This is a genomic window from Syntrophobacterales bacterium (assembly GCA_019429105.1).
GTDB lineage: Bacteria > Desulfobacterota > Syntrophia > Syntrophales > UBA5619 > DYTH01.
Window position 1 is genome coordinate 19960 of record JAHYJE010000010.1, and the last position, 20435, is coordinate 40394.

18 protein-coding genes and 1 tRNA gene are annotated in these 20435 nt (G+C 52.9%); 8 read left to right on the top strand and 11 right to left on the bottom strand.

Going from position 1 to position 20435, the window contains the following annotated elements:
• Positions 1–57: 57 nt before the first annotated feature.
• The 8 genes from K0B01_04930 to radA all read right to left on the bottom strand — a co-directional run bounded on the left by K0B01_04930 (position 58) and on the right by radA (position 8619).
• The gene (locus K0B01_04930; protein ID MBW6485480.1) at positions 58–765 is read right to left on the bottom strand and encodes an ABC transporter ATP-binding protein; all 708 of its coding nucleotides are present in this window, start codon (positions 763–765) and stop codon (positions 58–60) included.
• Positions 758–1552 carry an ABC transporter ATP-binding protein gene (locus tag K0B01_04935; GenBank protein MBW6485481.1) on the bottom strand — a complete coding sequence of 265 codons (795 nt, stop codon included), beginning with the start codon at positions 1550–1552 and terminating at the stop codon, positions 758–760. The genes K0B01_04930 and K0B01_04935 overlap by 8 nt, the downstream gene beginning before the upstream one ends.
• Positions 1553–1556: 4 nt before the next feature.
• A complete protein-coding gene (locus K0B01_04940) occupies positions 1557–2765 on the bottom strand; it encodes a branched-chain amino acid ABC transporter permease (GenBank protein ID MBW6485482.1) in 1209 nt (402 codons plus the stop codon).
• 19 nt (positions 2766–2784) lie between these two features.
• Positions 2785–3687, bottom strand: coding sequence for a branched-chain amino acid ABC transporter permease LivH (locus tag K0B01_04945; protein MBW6485483.1), 903 nt, complete (start codon positions 3685–3687; stop codon positions 2785–2787).
• Between the two features lie 93 nt (positions 3688–3780).
• Positions 3781–4914, bottom strand: a complete 1134-nt coding sequence (locus K0B01_04950) for a branched-chain amino acid ABC transporter substrate-binding protein (protein MBW6485484.1) — start codon at positions 4912–4914, stop codon at positions 3781–3783.
• Positions 4915–5070: 156 nt separating this feature from the next.
• Complete coding sequence (groL, locus tag K0B01_04955; protein ID MBW6485485.1) at positions 5071–6711, bottom strand: chaperonin GroEL; 1641 nt, start codon at positions 6709–6711, stop codon at positions 5071–5073.
• Between the two features lie 28 nt (positions 6712–6739).
• Positions 6740–7030 carry a co-chaperone GroES gene (gene groES, locus K0B01_04960; protein ID MBW6485486.1) on the bottom strand — a complete coding sequence of 97 codons (291 nt, stop codon included), beginning with the start codon at positions 7028–7030 and terminating at the stop codon, positions 6740–6742.
• Positions 7031–7158: 128 nt separating this feature from the next.
• Positions 7159–8619 carry a DNA repair protein RadA gene (gene radA, locus K0B01_04965; protein MBW6485487.1) on the bottom strand — a complete coding sequence of 487 codons (1461 nt, stop codon included), beginning with the start codon at positions 8617–8619 and terminating at the stop codon, positions 7159–7161.
• A gap of 199 nt (positions 8620–8818) precedes the next feature.
• Between radA and K0B01_04970 the strand changes: the two genes are divergently transcribed.
• From K0B01_04970 to K0B01_05000, 7 genes are all read left to right on the top strand, one after another.
• A complete protein-coding gene (locus tag K0B01_04970; GenBank protein ID MBW6485488.1) occupies positions 8819–9946 on the top strand; it encodes a phosphoserine transaminase in 1128 nt (375 codons plus the stop codon).
• A 72-nt stretch (positions 9947–10018) separates the two neighbouring features.
• Entirely contained in the window at positions 10019–11602 is a 1584-nt protein-coding gene (serA, locus tag K0B01_04975) for a phosphoglycerate dehydrogenase (protein MBW6485489.1), read from the top strand.
• Between the two features lie 19 nt (positions 11603–11621).
• A complete protein-coding gene (locus tag K0B01_04980; GenBank protein MBW6485490.1) occupies positions 11622–12926 on the top strand; it encodes an adenylosuccinate synthase in 1305 nt (434 codons plus the stop codon).
• A gap of 78 nt (positions 12927–13004) precedes the next feature.
• A tRNA-Lys gene (locus K0B01_04985) sits at positions 13005–13080 on the top strand.
• A 693-nt stretch (positions 13081–13773) separates the two neighbouring features.
• The gene (locus tag K0B01_04990; GenBank protein ID MBW6485491.1) at positions 13774–15873 is read left to right on the top strand and encodes a thioredoxin domain-containing protein; all 2100 of its coding nucleotides are present in this window, start codon (positions 13774–13776) and stop codon (positions 15871–15873) included.
• A gap of 83 nt (positions 15874–15956) precedes the next feature.
• Complete coding sequence (locus tag K0B01_04995) at positions 15957–16448, top strand: DUF433 domain-containing protein (GenBank protein MBW6485492.1); 492 nt, start codon at positions 15957–15959, stop codon at positions 16446–16448.
• Between the two features lie 8 nt (positions 16449–16456).
• Positions 16457–17323: an enoyl-CoA hydratase/isomerase family protein gene (locus K0B01_05000; GenBank protein ID MBW6485493.1), complete on the top strand. Its 867-nt coding sequence runs from the start codon at positions 16457–16459 to the stop codon at positions 17321–17323.
• Between the two features lie 140 nt (positions 17324–17463).
• Here K0B01_05000 and K0B01_05005 read toward each other — a convergent pair whose 3' ends face one another.
• Entirely contained in the window at positions 17464–17985 is a 522-nt protein-coding gene (locus K0B01_05005) for a peptidylprolyl isomerase (GenBank protein MBW6485494.1), read from the bottom strand.
• A 243-nt stretch (positions 17986–18228) separates the two neighbouring features.
• Between K0B01_05005 and galE the strand changes: the two genes are divergently transcribed.
• Positions 18229–19239: a UDP-glucose 4-epimerase GalE gene (gene galE, locus K0B01_05010; protein MBW6485495.1), complete on the top strand. Its 1011-nt coding sequence runs from the start codon at positions 18229–18231 to the stop codon at positions 19237–19239.
• A gap of 48 nt (positions 19240–19287) precedes the next feature.
• On the opposite strand, the gene K0B01_05015 is transcribed toward galE, so the two are convergent.
• Both K0B01_05015 and K0B01_05020 read right to left on the bottom strand, forming a co-directional pair.
• Entirely contained in the window at positions 19288–19599 is a 312-nt protein-coding gene (locus tag K0B01_05015; GenBank protein ID MBW6485496.1) for a nitrous oxide-stimulated promoter family protein, read from the bottom strand.
• Positions 19600–19603: 4 nt separating this feature from the next.
• Positions 19604–20050: an NUDIX hydrolase gene (locus K0B01_05020; protein MBW6485497.1), complete on the bottom strand. Its 447-nt coding sequence runs from the start codon at positions 20048–20050 to the stop codon at positions 19604–19606.
• Positions 20051–20435: the final 385 nt, after the last annotated feature.

Consider the following 20435-nt stretch of genomic DNA (forward strand, 5'->3'; position numbering starts at 1 on the left):
TTAGTTTATCCCGCTATTTATCGGGAAACAAAATATTTTTCCGCGGTTTTCGTATTTCTATAAACCCAGATAGGCCTTTTTTATTTTCTCATCCTTGAGAAGATCAGCGGCGACCCCTTCCATTGTTATCGTCCCGTTTTCCATCACATAGCCGCGGTGGGCTATTTTGAGCGCCATGAACGCGTTCTGTTCCACGAGCAGAATCGTCGTTTTGTTCTCGGAGTTAATTTTCTTTATCATTTCAAATATCTGCGCAACGGCAAGCGGCGCAAGTCCCAAAGAAGGTTCATCGAGAAGCAGCAGGCGGGGCCTGGCCATCAAAGCGCGGGAAATGGCCAGCATCTGCTGTTCGCCACCACTGAGCGTTCCTCCATCCTGGTGAATCCTTTTTTTCAGGATTGGGAAAAGCGTAAAAACATATTCAAGATCACTTTCGACCCCGGCCTTATCCTTGCGAAGGAAGGCGCCCATATCAAGATTTTCCGCAACCGTCATCATCGGGAAAATACGCCGTCCCTCGGGTGCCTGAGATATGCCAAGCGAAACTATGACATTCGGTTCCAGCAAACGGATCGAGTTGCCCTGAAAGATTATATCGCCACTGCGGGCGGGGACTACTCCGCAAATCGTCATCAGCGTTGTCGATTTCCCGGCGCCGTTCGCCCCGATCAGGGTTATGATCTCTCCCTCGGCTACAGAAAGGGTGACGCCCTTGAGCGCCCTTATATTGCCGTAGTATGTTTCGACGTTCCTTATCTCAAGCATTTACGCTGAAATCCTCTCCCAGATAAGCCTTAATGACGATCGGGTTTTCCCGTATCTCTTCCGGGGTTCCCTCCGCGATCTTTTCCCCGTAATCGAGAACAAATATCCGGTCCGAAATACCCATGACCATCTTCATATCGTGCTCTATCATCAGCACCGATATCCCCTCTTCGTTCCTGATCCGGTCGATCAGCTCCTTGAGTTCATAAGTTTCACTGGGGTTCATGCCGGCCGCCGGTTCGTCCAGAAGAAGAAGGAAGGGTTCCGTGGCCATGGCTCTCGCTATTTCCAGACGGCGCTGGGCGCCGTAGGGAAGGTTCTTTGCCATTTCATTGACCTGCCCATCAAGTTCTACCTTGACAAGTACCTGATAACTGAAGTCGATTATCGCCTGTTCTTCCTGCTTTGTTGCTGAATCCCGGACGGCGGCGCCGAAAACCCCAGCCTGGGATCGGCAATGACGGCCTATCATGACGTTTTCCAGCACCGTCATGCTCGGAAATAATCTGATATTCTGAAATGTTCTGGCGATGCCGAGTTCAGTCACCTTGTTTATCTGCATCCCGTTGATTCTCTTTTTCTTTTTCCCCGGCGGAACGACAAATATCTCACCTTCGGTGGGAACGTAAATTCCGGTAATGCAGTTGAATAGCGTCGTCTTGCCGGCACCGTTCGGCCCTATCAAGGCCACGATCTCTTTTTGCCCCACATTCAGATCAACCGCGCTGACGGCGCGCAGGCCGCCAAAAACCATCGACAGGTTGTTAATTTGAAGGAGTTCATTCATATAATCATCTATTTGTTTTTTCCGGCGTCCGGAATTTGTATGTACGGCGCACGTTGGGCACGATGCCCTGAGGTCTGAAGACCATCATCAGAACCATCACGGCGCCGAACAAAAGCATCCGGTAATTGCTGAAGGCCCGCAGATATTCCGGGCTCAGAATCAGGATCATGGCGGCAATAAAAACCCCCACAATGGAACCCATTCCGCCCAGAACAACGATTGACAGTATCATCGCGGATTCAAGAAAGGTGAAACTCGCCGGGTTGACAAACGTGGTCTTGGCGGCGAAAATCACCCCCACCATCCCTGCCCAGGTCGCGCCGAGCGCGAATGCCGTCAACTTTGTCTTTGTCTTGTCAATGCCCATTGCCTGACAGGCGACTTCGTCTTCCCGAAGGGCGATCCAGGCGCGACCAATCCGGGAGTCCTGCAATCTGTTGATTATGAAAATCGTCAACAGGCAAAACAGGATCATCAGATAGTACAGATAAATAATTGACTCATTCAGGGTCAAGTTCACTCCGAAAAAGCCGGGACGCGGAATGTGGGCAATGCCGCTGGGACCAAACGAAAATTCGTTCCAGTTTTCCAGAATAAGACGAATGATCTCACCAAAGCCGAGCGTGACGATGGCAAGATAATCCCCTCGCAGTCTCAACACGGGAAAGCCCAGAAGGATCCCAAAGGAGGCGGCAAGCAGAGCCCCAACGGGAAGAACCGCCCAGAAGCCCAACCCGAAATGGTAGTTGATCAGGGCATAGCTGTAGGCTCCCACCGCGTAAAAGGCCACGTACCCGAGATCGAGAAGTCCCGCCAGGCCGACCACGATATTCAACCCCAGCCCCAGCATTACGTACATCAGGGCGGTTATCATGATATTTGTCTGATAGCTGGAAAAGATGTACGGAAAAACAAGGGCGAACAAAGCGATTATCCCGAGAGCCGGTTTGTAATACTTTGGTTCTTCGAGGATCAACTGGCCCCATGATCGGGAACCTTTTTGCGATTCTGCCTGTTTTTGCTTGCGTTCTAAAAAGTATCGCCAGACAAAAGAAAAAAAGAAGCTGCCGATGCCGATAAAAGCCATGTTGCGCCAGCGCCATTCAACTATCTTCTCGATCGTGTTTACCCTGATCACCATGATCGGAAATGTCAGGAACATGAACCACAGGGAAACAACCAGTGATTTTTTGAGTTCAGAAACGGCTTTCATCGGCTATTGCGATTTCCTTTCATACCTTTTGAATGGGCGAGCGGCCCAGCAGCCCAGCAGGTCTGAATATCAAAATAAGCACGAGCAGCAAAAAGGCGAATACATCCTCATAATCGCTCGATACATAGCCGGTGGCAAAACTCTCGGTCCAGCCAAGAACAAGTCCCCCCAGAACAGCCCCGGGGATGCTTCCTATGCCTCCCAGAACAGCCGCCGTAAAGGCCTTTATCCCGGCGATGAACCCTATGTAGAAATTAATCCGGCCGATATGGGAGGCAATCAGCACCCCGCCGATCGCGGCCAGCGCTGAGCCGACAATAAAGGTATTAGAAATAACCCTGTTTACATTCACACCGGTAAGCATGGCCATGTTTCGATCCTGAGCCGTTGCCCGCATGGCCTTTCCGACTTTTGTAAATTTTATGAGGATGGTCAGGATGATCGTCACAACCGCGGTTGTGACTACAATGAAAAGTTCAGCAGGCCCGATGATATGCGAGTAAGGCTCCAAAAAAGGCAACTCCGGGATAAGGCTGGGAAACGGCAGAAAATCCGAGGTCTGCGCGATAAGTACATAATTCTGTAAAAAGATCGACATGCCGATCGCGCTGATCAACGGGGAAAGCCGCGGCGCCTGACGAAGCGGCTTGTATGCTATCTTCTCAACGGTAAATCCATAGGCGGCAGAGTATATTACCGCGACAACCGAGGCAAGTATCAAAACCGAAAGCCCGGTCATTCCTGCCATCGTCAGTATTGATGCAACAATAAGCGCTGTGAAGGCACCAATCATGTAAATCTCGCCGTGGGCGAAATTTATCAATTCTATTATGCCGTAAACCATTGTATAGCCGAGGGCGATCAGGGCGTAAATACTGCCCCTTGTCAATCCTCCCAGCAGGAGTTCAAGAAAGTAGTCCATCTTAAATCATAATTTCCACAACCCTTTATTTCAAAGAAAATAAACTCATGGGAGGGCCTGACGCCCACCCTGAGCAAGTGACTTCATCGCAAGTTATTTAAGCTCGACATAGTTTCCTTTTTGGACCTGATAGATAGAGAACCCTACGCCGATCGCATCTCCCCTTTTGTCGAACTTGATTTTTCCCAGGGGCGTCTCGACAAATTGAGTCTTAAGGGCCTTGCTTACGGCATCGTAATCAGTTGAACCGGCCTTCTGGATTGCGTTAAGAATAGCCTGCGTTGCAGCGTACCCATTCAAATAGAAGGCACCCGCATCGGCACCGTGTGTTTTTTTGTGGAGTTCATTCGCGGCAACGGCCATTGGATTTTTCGAGGTATCTTTCGGACCGGTGGCATAAACACCCTCGGCGTATTTGCCGGCAACCTTTATGAAGGTGGCATCCTTTACCCCGTCATCCGAAATAAAGAAGGTTTTCATCTTCTTCTTGCGCATCTGGGCAACTATGGAAGAGGCTTCCGGATGGTATCCTCCAAAAATAACCGCTTCGGCGCCGGACTGTTTGATTTTCTGAACTACGGCCGAGTAGTCAACCGCGCCGGGAGTAACTCCCTCAAAAAGAACAACGGAAGCCTTTTTAGACTCATCAACGAATTTCTTCGCGAATTCAGCAAGCCCCTTTCCATAATCGCCCTTGTCGTGCAGCACCGCTATTTTCTTTACCTTTAATTTGCTGATCGCAAATTCCACCTCCAAACGGGCCTGGGCGTCATCAGAGGCGATGGTCCGATAGAAATTCGGGTAAGCGCCGCTTTGCGTCAATTCCGGATTCGTTGCCGAAGGCGAAATGACGAGCACCTTTGCATCCTTGTAAATGCCGAGCGCCGACTTGGTTGCGCCGCTGCAGATATGCCCGATGACAAACCTGACGTCTTGTGAAACCAGTTTTGTCGCGGTATTCGTGGCCACTTCCGGCTTGCAGACGTCATCTTCGACGACTAGTTCAACCTGCTTACCGAGGAGACCCCCTTTGGCATTTATCTCCTTAACTACAAACTCTGCCGCCTTTACCGTGGGCAGTCCATAAGAGGCCAGATCGCCGCTGTGGGCGCCGGCTACGCCAAGCTTGATGGTGTCGGCCGCAAAAACATTGTCTGAAACAAGGAAACCCATCAACACAACGCTTAAAAATCCCGCCAGAATCGTCCGAAAATAAAACTTCTTCATAACATCCCTCCTGTTTGATAAAGATAAACATTGGACACCCTTGAGAAATTGTATGCGGGCGGTATTACCTTAAAGTATTTTTGGTGTCAAGATAAAAAAGGGCCCCTATCATAGACAGGGGCCCTTTTGATTTTACATTTTCAGACTGGGGAAGAATTACATTCCCATACCGCCGCCGTATCCGCCGCCGGGAGGCATGGCCGGCATTCCAGCGCCTTTTTCCTCAGGCTTTTCCGCAATCATGCACTGGGTGGTCAGCATCATTGAGGCAACGCTCGCCGCATTCTGCAGGGCGAAGCGGGTGACCTTGGTCGGGTCGATAACCCCGGCCTTGATCATGTCTTCGTACTTGTCGGTTCTGGCGTTGTACCCATAGGCGCCCTTGTTTTCCTTTACCTTCTCGACAACAATACTCCCCTCGAGGCCGGCATTGTTCGCAATCATCTTGAGGGGCTCTTCTAGCGCCTTTTTCACAATCTTGACGCCGACAGCTACGTCGCCTTCGAGCGCCAACTTTTCGAGCAGGGGAAGTGCGCGCAGATAAGCCACACCGCCTCCGGGGACAATGCCTTCTTCCACGGCAGCGCGGGTCGCGTTCAGGGCATCCTCAACACGGGCCTTCTTCTCCTTCATCTCAGTCTCGGTCGCCGCGCCAACCTTGATTACCGCCACGCCGCCTACCAATTTGGCCAGTCTCTCCTGGAGCTTCTCGCGATCATAATCGGAGGTGGTCTCTTCAACCTGCGCGCGAATCTGCTTCACGCGGCCCTCAAGAGAAGCGCGGTCGCCGGCGCCGTCAATGATCGTCGTGTTGTCCTTGTCGATGGAGATGCGCTTGGCACGGCCCAGATCTTCAACCGTCGTATTTTCCAGTTTGTAACCCATTTCTTCGGAAATCAGCTTGCCGCCGGTCAGAATGGCGATATCTTCAAGCATGGCCTTGCGGCGGTCGCCAAAACCGGGCGCCTTGACTGCCGCCACATGGAGGGTCCCACGGATCTTGTTCACAACCAGGGTCGCCAGAGCCTCGCCTTCGATATCCTCGGCGATGATCAGAAGCGGACGGCCCATCTTGGCAATCTGCTCCAGGATCGGCAGCAGATCCTTCATGTTGCTGATCTTTTTCTCATTGATCAGGATGAGGCAATCTTCCAGCTCCACCTGCATCTTCTCGGGATTTGTCACGAAATAGGGGGAAAGGTAACCGCGGTCAAACTGCATTCCCTCGACGATATCAAGCTCCGTTTCCAGACCCTTTGCCTCTTCTACGGTAATGACGCCTTCCTTGCCGACCTTCTCCATCGCCTCGGCGATGATCGAACCGATCGTCTCGTCGTTATTGGCCGAAATTGTCCCGACCTGGGCAATCTCTTTGGCATCTTTCGTCGGCTTGCTCAGTTTGCGGAGTTCGGCAACGACCACTTCCACTGCCTTGTCAATACCGCGCTTCAAATCCATCGGGTTGCTTCCGGCCGCCACACTCTTCGCGCCTTCGCGGAAGATCGCCTGAGCCAGAATGGTCGCCGTGGTTGTGCCATCGCCGGCAACGTCGCTCGTCTTGCTGGCAACTTCCTTAACCATCTGGGCGCCCATGTTTTCGAACTTGTCTTCAAGCTCGATCTCTTTGGCAACCGTTACGCCGTCCTTTGTAATATTCGGGGCGCCGTAGCTTCTGTCTATTATGACGTTCCGTCCCTTGGGGCCCAACGTTACCTTTACTGCATCGGCAAGGGCGTTAACCCCATTGAGGATCGACTTCCTCGCCTCCTCATCATACTGAATAATCTTAGCTCCCATCTATCTTTCCTCCCTAATATTTCATTAATTATTTTTCAAGGATACCGAGGATATCATCCTCGCGCATGATTAAAAGCTCCTGGCCGTCAATTTTGACCTCGGTGCCGGAGTACTTCCCGAACAGAACCCTGTTGCCCTCTTTGACATCCATCGGGATCAATTTGCCTTCATCGGTTTTCTTGCCTTTGCCTACCGCAACTACCAAGCCCTCCATAGGCTTCTCTTTGGCGGTATCGGGAATTATGATCCCCCCCTTGCTTTTCTCTTCCTCGTCAACGCGTTTGACGATCAATCTGTCCTGCAATGGTCTGATTTTCACTGTCTATCCTCTCCTTTCATCTTTATTAATTTTAAGCTTATGATTTTTGATTAACCCAGTAATCGGCGATATGATATGCATCGATTCAGCTGTGTCAAGTCGCGAACAAAAAAAATTTTCGCTCCCAGTCAGAAAATACCCTCTACCAGCTCGCCCAGCGAATGGATCGGGATGAGTTCAATGCCAAGCCTCGATTTATCTGACGACATCACCTCGGGTTGTCTGTTTCCCGGAAAAATACATCGCTTAAATCCCATGCGGGCGGCCTCTTTTATCCGAAATTCGGTCTGCGAAACCCCGCGAATTTCCCCGGTCAGGCCAACCTCTCCAAAAACAACGGTGTCTGCCGCAATGGGCCTGTTGAGAAAACTGGAGGCAATCGCCGCGACAATCCCCAAATCAGTCGCTGTCTCGTCAATTTTTACTCCGCCAGCCACATTGAGAAAGATGTCGCTGTTGGCAACATGAATCCCGCAGATCTTGTCCATCACCGCCGTAAGCAGCGAAACCCGGTTATGATCAACGCCAATCGCCGTTCTTCTCGGCATTCCAAAGCTGGTCGCACTGACCAGCGACTGCACCTCAACCAAAATCGGCCGACTTCCCTCCATACTCGGGACGACAATCGATCCCGCCACCCCTTCGGGACGTTCGGCGAGAAAAAAGGCCGATGGGTTGGCAACCTCGGCCAGACCAGTGTCCCGCATCTCAAACACCCCGATTTCATGGGTGGGCCCGAAGCGATTTTTTATGCACCGGACAATGCGATAGGCGTGACCGGAATCGCCTTCAAAATAGAGCACCGTATCAACCATGTGTTCGAGAATTTTGGGACCGGCAATTGAACCGTCCTTCGTTACATGACCGACAAGAAAAATCGGGATGCCTGTTTTTTTGGCGAAGAGAATCAGTTTACCGGCAGCCTCGCGCACCTGCCCGACACTTCCCGGCGCAGAAGAAAAAGCTGTCGAATAGATGGTTTGTATCGAATCGATGACGGCCACTGCCGGTTTTACCTCAGACAGACGGGCCAGAATGCTCTCCAATTCTACCTCAACCAGGATCAGAAGATCCTTGGCCGCTGCCCCCAGACGTTTCCCCCGGAGCTTTATCTGGCGGGCCGATTCCTCGCCGGAGACGTAGAGAACCGGCAGCCCTTTTTCTGCCAGCTTCTCCAGAACCTGCAAAAGGAGCGTAGATTTTCCAATTCCCGGATCACCGCCAATCAGAACCGCCGAGCCGCCGACAATGCCGCCTCCCAAAACCCGGTCCAATTCGGCGATTCCCGTCAGCAAACGCTCCCCATCATTCGCTTCAATCGCCTCAATGGATTGGGGAACGCCGTTCAGGCGGAATTCAGAAGTTTTGCAAGCGGGATCGCTTTGCAGCTCCTCCTCGACAAAGGTGTTCCACTCGCCGCAGGTGGGACAGCGACCCAGCCATTTGGGAGCCTGTTGTCCGCAGTTGCTGCAGAAAAACACGGTCTTGATTTTTTTATTAACGGTAATCTCTTTTTTCACGAATGCCCTCCTGCGTGCCGTAAATATTTTAAACCAATACCCTTTCGATTGTCCGGCGTCAACCAATATCCACTTGAATAATTACTATAATCCTGATATTCACCCAACGCTGATTATGTAGTTTACCTGTAACTGGAGGATTGCGCATACTAAATCGAAGAAGATATATGTATAAAAAGCAGAAAATGCTTAAAAACATCATTGATGGTGATGCACAATTCATTTTTTTACAAATCTCTATTCTTTCTTTTCATGAAAGGAGCATCGTATGACAAATCCTAATTTCGGGTCCGGCCCCTGCAGCAAGAGGCCGGGATGGAACCTCGACGCACTGAAGGACGCGGCAGTGGGCCGTTCCCACCGCTCCACGCTGGGCATGGGAAAACTTCAAGACGCCATCAACGAGACACGAAAAATCCTTGAAATCCCTGATCATTATCTTCTGGGAATAATGCCGGCATCGGACACCGGGGCTTTTGAGGCCGCCATGTGGAGCCTGCTGGGAAAACGGGCGGTAACCGTCCTGGTCTGGGAGAGTTTTTCCGAGGGCTGGGCGACCGACGTCGCCAAACAGTTAAAACTGAACCCGACGGTAATCCGGGCGGACTACGGGAAAATCCCCGCTCTTGCCACCGTCAACTGGGAGAATGATGTAATCTTTGTCGCCAACGGCACCACTAGCGGCGTCAAAATTCCGAATTGGGACTGGATACCGTCCGACCGCAAGGGACTTTCCTTCTGTGATGCGACAAGTGCCGCCTTCGCGATGCCGATACAATGGGACAAGGTGGATGTCCTGACCTTTTCCTGGCAGAAATGTCTGGGCGGCGAAGCTGCGCATGGCATGCTGGCGCTAAGCCCCCGCGCTGTTGAACGCCTTGAATCTTATGATCCTCCCTGGCCGCTTCCCAAAATATTCCGGATGAAAAAAGGTGGAAAAATAAGCCAGACGATCTTCGAGGCCAGCACGATTAACACCCCGTCGCTTCTGTGCGTAGAAGATTACCTCGACGCCCTGAAATGGGCCGGAAAAATCGGCCTGGCCGGGTTGATCAAAAGGAGCAGGGAAAATTTCCAGGTCGTAGAAAAATGGGTTGCAGCCAACGACTGGATTGCCTTTCTGGCCGAAGTGCCCGAGACGCGTTCTACCACATCTGTTTGCCTTTCTGTTGTGAGCCCGCAAGTGCAGGCCCTTCCCTTGGCAGAGCAGGCCAAATTCCTCAAAGAGATATCGTCGGAGATGGCGAAGAGAAAAGCCGCCTACGACATGAACTCCTACAAGGACGCCCCCCCGGGCTTCCGTCTCTGGTGCGGCCCCACAATCGAACCTGAAGACCTGCGCTTAGCACTGTCCGAACTCGAAAAGGTTTACCGGGAAAAAACCGCGGGGTTATAATTGGGCGCTATGCCGGGGCAGGGTTGAAACCGACCCCGGCATCATAATAATTTAAAAAGGGAGGGAAGAGCGATGAGCAAGGTTCTAATCAGTGATAATCTGTCGCCGGAAGCTTTGGAGATATTAAGAAATACCGAAGAGATAGAAGTAGATTTTCACTCGAAAATGACGGCGGAGGAATTGAATGCCGTAATCGGCAATTACGATGCGCTGATCATCCGCAGCGCAACCAAGGTCACCGCTGAGGTTATGGAACTCGCGGGCCGCCTGAAGGTCATCGGCCGGGCTGGCATCGGGCTTGACAATGTTGATATCCCCGCGGCCAGCAAAAGGGGAATCGTCGTAATGAACACCCCCGGCGGCAACTCCGTTACAACCGGCGAACATGCAATCGCAATGATGCTCGCCCTCAACAGAAAGATTCCCCAGGCAACGGCCTCCATGAAGGCCGGCAAATGGGAAAAGAGCAAATTCACCGGCCGGGAGCTCCTCAACAAGACCCTCGGAATAATCGGAATTGGTCGTGTGGGCGGCATCGTTGCCGACCGCGCCCAGGGGCTCAAAATGAAGGTGCTTGCCTACGACCCGTTTATCTCTCCGGAAGCCGCGGAAAAGATGGGGATCACTCTTGCGTCCCTGGATGAAATATTCCGAACTGCTGATTTCATCTCCGTTCACACCCCCATGACCAAGGAAACCCGCGGGGTGATCAATGCCGAAGCCTTCGCGAAGATGAAGAAGGAAGCATGCGTCATCAACTGCGCCCGCGGAGGAATTATTGACGAAAAGGATCTCCAGGACGCGCTTGCTTCCGGGCGCATTGCCGGCGCCGCCCTTGACGTTTTTGAAGAGGAACCGACAAAAAATATGGAACTCCTCTCCCTGGAGAACTTGATCTGCACCCCCCACCTGGGAGCTTCAACCAATGAGGCGCAGGTCAACGTTGCAGTTGCCATAGCCACACAGATCGTTGCCTATCTTACAACAGGCGAGATCAACGGCGCGGTAAATTTTCCGGCCGTAACCGCTGAGATTCTGGCAGTCATTCAACCCTACCTAACCCTGGCGGAAAAACTCGGGAGGTTTGAGGCGCAGATCGTATCCGGGGCGATTGAGGAAGTCAAAATCGAGTATAGCGGTGAGATTTTGAACTACAACGTGGCCCCGATCACAATCTCCCTGCTCAAGGGACTTCTCACTCCCATTTTGAACGAAAGCGTTAATTTTATTAACGCCCCCTTGATCGCCAAGGAACGGGGAATACGCGTTGTCGAGTCCAAAAGCAACGAGGTAAAAGACTATACCAGCATGATCTCCGTTACCGTAAATACGGCAAAAGAAGAAGCGTTCGCAGCCGGCGCCATTTTCGGAAGGCGTGAACAGCGCATCGTCCGTATTAACCAATTTACCGTCGAAGTTATTCCGGAAGGCCGGCTGTTTGTAGTTCATAACACCGATAAACCTGGGGTAATCGGCAACATCGGCACTATCCTCAGCCAAAATGGCGTAAATATTTCCCACCTCAACCTGAGCAGGGAAAAGATCGATGGGCAAGCAATGGTAATACTCGGAACAGACAGTGTGGTCTCTCCGGACGTTGTTGATAAGCTGCGAAATCTGCCCAACATTTTGTCCGTAAACGAGCTGGAGATGTAATGATTAATCAGATTGGAGCATAAGAATGGCGAATACAGTCATCGTTGGCGCCCAGTGGGGCGATGAGGGGAAGGGAAAGGTTGTCGATATTTATTCCGAAAAGGCCGACGTCGTCGCGAGATTTCAGGGCGGCAACAACGCCGGCCATACCCTCGTTATCGGAGGCAGGCAAATCATCATGCATCTCATCCCCTCGGGGATACTCCACGCCGGCAAGATCTGCATGATCGGAAACGGTGTCGTCATCGATCCGGGGGTGCTGATCAAAGAACTGGACGGACTACGGGAACAGGGCCTCCTGCCGGCTGATGTCCGGCTTTATGTCAGCGAAAAGGCGCATGTCATCATGCCTTACCACCGCAGGATTGATGTAGCCCGTGAATCCCACGGCGTCGGCAAGAAAATCGGCACTACCGGCCGCGGCATCGGGCCTTGCTATGAGGACAAAATCTCAAGGGTCGGCATCCGCATCTGCGATCTTCTCGATGAAGAGATTTTCAGAGAAAAACTGACTCGCAACATCGAAGAAAAAAACTTCTATCTGACCAAACTCTTCGGCGAAGAACCGCTCGACGGTGAGGCAATATTCGCGGAGTACCGCTCCTACAGCGAAAAAATCAGACCGCTCGTGGCCGATTGCTCGCTCATTTTGCAAAAGGAGATGAACAAGGGGAGCAAAATCCTCTTCGAAGGCGCGCAGGGCTCTCATCTTGATATCGACCACGGCACCTTCCCCTATGTAACATCTTCCAACACCATTTCCGGCAATGCCGCCTGCGGTACGGGAGTAGGGCCAGCGGCCATCCAGAATGTTATTGGAATATGCAAGGCTTACACAACAAGGGTGGGAGAAGGACCTTTTCCCACCGAGTTGAAAGATGCGGTTGGGGAAAGACTGCAGCGGGTCGGCCAGGAATTCGGCGCGACAACCGGCAGGAAGCGCCGTTGCGGCTGGCTCGATACGGTTCTGGTTCGCCACTCAATCCGCCTTTCGGGGATTACCGGCATCGCCCTGACAAAACTCGACGTCCTGACCGGAATTGAGAAAATAAAGGTCTGCACTGGATATAGATCGGCAACTGCGGAGTTCACCGAATCCGTCCCCGCCAATTTGCGGGTTCTTGCCTCCTGCCAGCCTGTTTATGAAGAGTTGGACGGCTGGACGGAAGACCTCCGGAAGGCAAAAAAAATGGAAGACCTTCCCAAAAATACGAGACGCTATATCGAACGGCTGGAAGAGATAACCGGCGTGCCGATGGCTCTTGTTTCCGTAGGCCCCGACCGCAATGAAACGATCTCCCTTTACGACCCCTTCTGCGCTTAAACGGGGGGATGGAAAAATTCATATAATGCTTGACAAGAAAACGCCGTTCCTGTTAAAGCCCACCATCTGAAGTTCAGGGGGTCGTTAGCTCAGCTGGTAGAGCAGCGGACTTTTAATCCGTTGGTCGCGGGTTCAATTCCCGCACGACCCACCAAGAAAATCAAGCTCATCGCGGGTTTCCCGTCGATGGGCTTTTTTTCAACCTCCTTAAAACACCTTAAATAAACGCGAAATGCAGACAGTTTGCAGACAGCTAAATCGTCATCAGCTTCCTTTTTTCATCTCTTCCCCATTGGCGACATTCCTCAACATAGTCATTGTAAGCCTTCGATTCTTCCGACAGACCAATCCTAAGCATTTTAATTTCATCGCTGACTGAATACCTCTCCCTAATTTTGTCAACCACCGACCGTTGATATTCTTAAAAAAAGGGCTTCTCCCTATAGGCCGGATCGAGGTTTTTAACCAATGCCGCGGTGCATCCAGTCGGAGTCATCAACACAAATCACGAATCACTGACAAATAGTAAAATATGTCTTGACAAGCCAAAACTGCCCCCCTATACTCCGCCTCGCCGAAAAGCAATGTCTTTTCAAGCAATTCAATAAGAATCTCCGATCCTTCGTTTGCAAATGTCCCGAATGCCAGACGAAGATGGAAATCTTTTCGGGCGAATTCATAAAAGCACAAGTGCAGGAAGTGCGGCAAGCGAATCGATTTCAGCAGCGCGCTCCGGAAGCGGGAAATGGCGCCACCGCGCCACGCTGATCCGGGTTACGGCGGCGCCTGCAAGGCAAGTTCGCGGTAGCCATCAATAACGCCCCGATACCAATAGAAACGGTGGAGCATGGCCAATCGACTGGAAAAGGAAAAAAGCCCTTATCTCCTGCAGCACGCCGCCAATCCGGTGGACTGGTTTCCCTGGTCGGATGAAGCTTTTGCCAGGGCCGCGGCGGAAGACAAGCCGGTTTTCCTGTCGGTCGGTTACGCCACCTGCCACTGGTGCCATGTAATGGCGCACGAATCGTTTGAGGACCACGAAGTCGCGGATCGCCTCAACCGCGATTTCGTGGCCATCAAGGTGGACCGGGAGGAACGTCCGGACCTGGACCAGATTTACATGACCGTGTGCCAGGCCATGACCGGACGCGGCGGCTGGCCTCTGTCGGTGTTCATGACCCCCGAGCGCCGACCTTTTTTCGCCGGCACTTACTTTCCCAAGGAAAACAGGCTGGGGATGACGGGATTCATCAGCATTCTGGAACAGATCTCCGGCCTTTGGAAAAACCAGCGGCGGAAGGTACTGGACAACAGCGCCACGGTTATCGCCGCGCTCCAACCGTTCTTGGCAGACACCTCCCGGTCTTCGTCCGGGCTCGATCAGACGGTGCTGGCAGAAGCCCTCGGTCAGCTCAAAAGCGTGTTCGATGCCACCTGGGGCGGGTTCGGAACGGCACCCAAATTCCCCACACCGCATCAGCTCACTTTCCTTCTTCGCCGGCATCAGCGGACCGGCAGCCCGGCAGCCCTGGAGATGGTGGAAAAGAGCCTCGTCGCCATGCGCCACGGCGGCATCTTCGATCAGATTGGCTTCGGGTTCCACCGCTATTCGGTGGACCAGCAGTGGCTGACGCCGCATTTCGAAAAGATGCTGTACGATCAGGCAATGCTGGCGATGGCTTACGTGGAAGCCTATCAGGTAACGGGCAAGCCGTTTTACGCGGCGGTGGTGCGGGAAATTTTCGAATACGTGGAGCGCGACCTCGGCCATCCGCAAGGGGCCTTCACCTGCGCCGAAGACGCCGACAGCGAAGGCCGCGAAGGGCTATTCTACCTATGGCAACCGGATCAGGTTCGGACCGTGCTGGGAGAGGAACTGGGCGATCTGACCTGCCGTTTTTACGATGTTTCCACACTTGGGAACTTCGAAGACGGCTTCAGCATTCCGCACATCACCAAGTCCAGGGAGGTGTTTTCGGAGCTAAGTCGGACCGAACTTCCGGTCCTTGAAGAACGGCTGGAAACGGCCCGCAAGCGCCTCTTCGCGGAGCGCCGAAAACGGGTTCGGCCGTTGCTCGATGACAAGGTGCTGGCATCCTGGAACGGCCTCATGATCGCCGCCCTGGCCAAGGGCTACCAGGCCCTGGGGGACACCCCTTATCTGCAAGCCGCGAACCGCGCCGCTGACTTCGTGCTGGAGCGGCTGCGCCCGGACGGCCGACGTTTGTATCGGCGCTGGCGCGACGGGGAAGCGGCGCACCCGGGATTCCTCGACGATTACGCTTTTCTGATCTGGGGGTTGCTGGAACTCTACCAGGCCGAATTCGATCCGCTCCGCCTGGAACAGGCCATCGACCTTCAGCAGCAGATGATCGCTTTGTTCCACGATCCGGAGACCGGCGGTTTTTACTTCAGTGGCAGCGACGGCGAAGCGCTCATCGTGCGCGATAAGGAAATCCACGACGGCGCCCTTCCCTCAGGCAATTCCGTGGCCATCGAAAACCTGCTGCGGTTGAGCCGCTTGACCGGCAACACCCGCTGGGAGGAACTGGCCGAACAAGGAATCAACTCCTTTGCCGAACTGGTACGGGGCTACCCCATGGCCTACACGCAATTTCTCCAGGCCGTGGATTTCTCGCTGGGACCGACTCTGGAACTGGTAGTCGTGGGCCGTGCCGCCGCTCCCGATACCGGAGCAATGCTCCGGCTCATTCAATCGGTTTACTGCCCGCGTAAAAGTGTCCATTGGCTGAACGGGGACCCGGTTGCTGAGCAACGTCTGATGCGCCTGGCGCCCCATTTGGAAAGTCTGCAAGCCGACGGCGGGCCCAGGGTTTATCTGTGCGAAGGCTTCAGCTGTCAGCAGCCGCTTCGCAGCCTGGCGGAACTCAAACGCGCCCTCGCCGTGAGCGGGCCCTCGGGCTCGCCGCAACAGGAACAACCGTGAGGAGGACACAAACATCGACCTGCAGCATTGGAATAAACTGATCTACTCGACTGCTCTTGACAAACCATGAATTATTTCTGTAGATGACATTCAAATTGACAGATGCGCCGATCTCATCTATTTTGAGGGCGAAACCAAACCGTTTCCTTGAGATATTCGGGCACAGAGAAGGGAACGGTGTTAGAAGAGAGAAGGCGCCCTATGCCGCTGACAGCCTGGAAACTGATTGCCCTTACATCATCTCGGAACCGGGTATCGCCGGAGGACGGCCGGTGATCGCGGGGCCCGGGATCACCGTAAACTGTATTGCCGGGTATTGCCAGCTCGGCATGAACATCGCCGAGATACCGGGCAGCCTTCGGCATCTGACCCCGTCCAGGTACAATTCCGCCCTGGCCTATTACTTCGACCGCCAAGACGCGATCAATGTGGATATTGAAAAGGCGGGCAACAACGAATGCTGGAAGAGTCAGGTTCAGGCCCATCCCGCACCACGCCAATTGCGGATCGCCATCGGATTAAACCTTTGCAGTGGGATGCTTGGTAAAACTGTTGACGCTGCGAAACAACCATAGAGGTGATTATGACTTACAAAACATTGCTGGTGGAAATAAGACAGGGTGTGGGGGTAATCTGGATGAACCGTCCGGAGAGACAAAATGCGCTCAACGCAATAATGATCACGGAGCTTGAAGAAGCCTTTTTGTTGCTGGATGCCGATCAGGAGGTTCGCATCGTCGTTCTCGCCGGAGCGGGCGCGTGCTTCTGTGCCGGCGCGGACAGGGAAATTCTGCAGGGGCTCACCGAAAACTGTTTGGAAAAAAATCGCCTTGACGCGATGGGCCTGGCAAAACTGCTGCAGACCATCTACAACCTTTCCAAGCCGACGATCGCCCGCGTTACTGGTTTTGCAGTCAATGGCGGGGCAGCGCTTGTTGCCGCCTGCGATATGGCGGTTAGCGACTATAATGCGGAGTTTGGGCTTTCTGATCTGCGTTTCGGCCTGCTTCCAACCACTATTGTCCCCTATTTGTGCAAAGCGGTGGGAGAGCGGCAGACGCGCCACTGGCTCCTCTCAGGCGAACTTTTTGCCGCCGCCGAGGCCTACCGCACCGGGCTCTTGACCGACATCACCCCTGCGGAGGAACTCGACGCCCGGATCAACGAGTTGATCGGTAAAATCATTCAGGGCGCCCCCAACGCCCAAGCTTGCCTCAAGGATTGGCTGCGGTCAACGGCCGGGGCCCCGATTACCCCCGGACTGTGGGAAGACAGTGCCTTACGTTTTGCCAAAGCCTGCGCCGGCGAGGAATTTCAACAGGGGCTCGCCGATCTTCTCGCCAAGCGCAAACCTCACTGGCTGCTCAAAAAGAAAAAAGCCTCCTCCAAAACGAATCGTCCGCGGAATGAAAAGCAGCCAAAAGCAGCGATAGGGCCCGGACGTAAATAAGGAGGACGCAGTGAACAATCTATACAGGACGACATAAAATATTGCTCATGTTCACTATTGTCACACAACGTATCGCGCCAACCATGCGCAATAAATTAAGACGCTGTGTATGACAAAAAACGGGGAGACAGCACAGCCCCTTATTTTTTCTTTGCGTCCAGGATAGAGTTCCAGCCCTCGAGCTGCTGCTTGTTGGTTTCGGCCAATCCGGAGTAGTCGCCGGAGATCGAAATCGATACTATTTTGTCGCCGACGCCTATGCTGTTTACAACGTTTTGATCATCCGCTCCGGCAACCTCGCCAAAGATGGTGTGTTTGTTATTCAGCCAAGGGGTCGGAACATGGGTGATGAAAAACTGGCTGCCGTTGGTGCCAGGACCGGCATTGGCCATTGAGAGGATGCCCGGTTTGCCATGTTTGAGACTTGGTGAAAACTCGTCCGGAAAACGGTAGCCGGGACCGCCGGTGCCCGTTCCCAGCGGGCAACCACCCTGAATCATGAAATCGGGAATGACCCGATGGAACGCAAGTCCGTCATAAAAACCCCGTGCCGCAAGGTTGATGAAATTGAGGACCGTAAGCGGCGCCTCGACAGGAAAGAATTTAATTTGGATATCCCCCTTGTTCGTTTTTATAGTTGCCCCCAAAAGCTGTTCTGTCATGGTTAGTTTCTCCTTTTCTTGTTTGTTTGCCGCAGGCACCTTGGCCCGAAAGCGCGCCCTATACACCATGAATGCCCGTCGCTGTCAACTCCAAACAAACGATCGGATTAACGACAGACCGAAAATTATGAAATCTTTTATCAACTGCCGTAAATGAAATCCAGCTTTACAGAAGGCTTGTAATCGTTTATACAGGGCCGCATTGGTGCTGCGGGGATGAACACTCATTAAGGAAATTCAAAAATGATTCTGGTAACCGGCGGGGCGGGATACATTGGTTCACATACCTGTATCGAGTTGATCGCGGCGGGCTTTGATCTGGTGGTGTTCGACAATTTGAGCAACGCCCATTCGGCGTCATTGCAGCGGCTCGAAACCATTACCGGGAAAATCGTCCCCTTTGTCAAGGGCGATATTCGGTCGCATGCAGATCTGGCGGGTGTTTTCGACAATTATCAGCCGGAGGCGGTGATTCATTTTGCCGGGCTGAAAGCGGTGGGAGAATCGGTAGCGGAACCCCTCCTTTATTACAACAACAATCTGGCCGGCACAATTTGTCTATTGGAAACGATGCAGGAGTTCGGGTGCAAAACCATCGTTTTCAGTTCATCGGCAACGGTATATGGCGATCCGCATACGACTCCGATCAGAGAAGATTTTCCGCTTGCGGCGACCAATCCTTACGGGCGCACCAAGCTGATGATCGAGGAGATGCTCGGGGATCTGTTCACTGCGGATAATGCCTGGCGGATTGCGCGGCTGCGTTATTTCAATCCGGTCGGCGCGCACACAAGCGGTCTGATCGGCGAAGACCCGCACGGGATTCCCAACAATCTGATGCCGTATATATCTCAGGTGGCAGTCGGCAAACGGGCCAAGTTGCACATCTTTGGCGGCGATTATGACACACCGGACGGAACCGGCGTGCGGGACTATATTCATGTTGTTGATCTGGCCCGGGGGCATCTGAAGGCGCTGGAGGCGCTGACAACTCAACCGCGGCTGCTGACAGTCAATCTGGGAACCGGCAAGGGTTGCTCCGTGCTGGAGATGGTAAGGGCCTTTGAAAAGTCCTCCGGCCGCAAGGTGCCGTATGAAATAGTGGCGCGGCGTCCGGGCGACGTCGCCCAGTGCTACGCCGATCCGTCACTGGCAAAATCATTGCTCGGCTGGGAGGCGCAATTCGACCTCGAGCGAATGTGCAGCGACTCCTGGCGCTGGCAATCAATGAATCCAGACGGCTATGCTGACTGATGCCAATTGATCGTTGCAATCCGATCTCTTGGAAAAGTCTCTGGAACATTACCGCTCGTAACTGCCCTTCCTGCCTGTTAGGTGTTGAAAAGCCAGAACGGGGTGACGCCAGGTCATTCTTGGCCCCGCAAAACGCATCACCTCGGTGATCCGCCCCCGCATCTCCTTCTTGTAGCAATGGATCGGGCATTGACTGCAGGCGGGTTTCTTTTCTTTGTAACGACAACCCCTGATCCGCGCCTCTGCATAGCCGGCAAGCTCCCGGCAGCTCTCACACGGCTCTTTTGCCCCATGCCGGCCGCGACAGTAAAGGCCGATCATCAGTTTTACAGTCTTTACCTCTTTATCAAGTGATTTCATAATCTTACCAGAAGCCACGCTCCATGCAGTTATCGATGAATTCCAGAGAGGTTTTCGGTTCTTTCATCACAAAATCATAGAGTTTTTTCCCCACATCAGGGTAAATCGCGCACTGGTTGATTTTTTCGACGGCAACCCAGGCGATGCCGAGGGAACTGGTATTGTCCGGCCTCACTTTAGGAGTGCCGTAAATCTCAAAGGCCTCAAAAATGATATGCAGGGTCTGGGGATGCCGCTTTGTTGCAGGCGCCTCGCCTACCATTATGACCCCCCCGATATCCACCTTGATGCCCAGTTCTTCCTTCCACTCTTTAATCAGCGTTGTCTTCAGCGGAGCGTCCTGATCTACGCCTCCGCCCGGCAGTGCAAAAACATCCTTGCCTCCGTACTTGTATTTCATGCAGAGAATCTCGCCGCCCCTTTCAAATACAGCCGATACACGCACCCTCATGAAGACTCCTTTCCGATCGCAGCACACTTTTTTTATTTTTTTACCATAATGTCAGCGATTAATAAACAGGCAATTTGCCATCCAGGTAATTGGGGTCAGAGTCGGGGTAATTGGGGTCAGAGTCATATTTCTCTCTGGAGAAATATGACTCTGACCCCAATTACTTTCACTCTGGAGAAATATGACTCTGACCCCAATTACTTTCAATTACTTCGATTATTGGTTGAAAATAGTTTCGCTTCGAAGCGAAGTAATAGAACTTGGCATATTATCACCGGCCAAAAAGGAGGCCAAAATCACCGGATAAAAAGAGGCCACTGATTGAGTGGGATGCACTCCGGTGCCTAAGCGCCTATTTTATGAAGCGCCTTTTCTATTCTTGTCC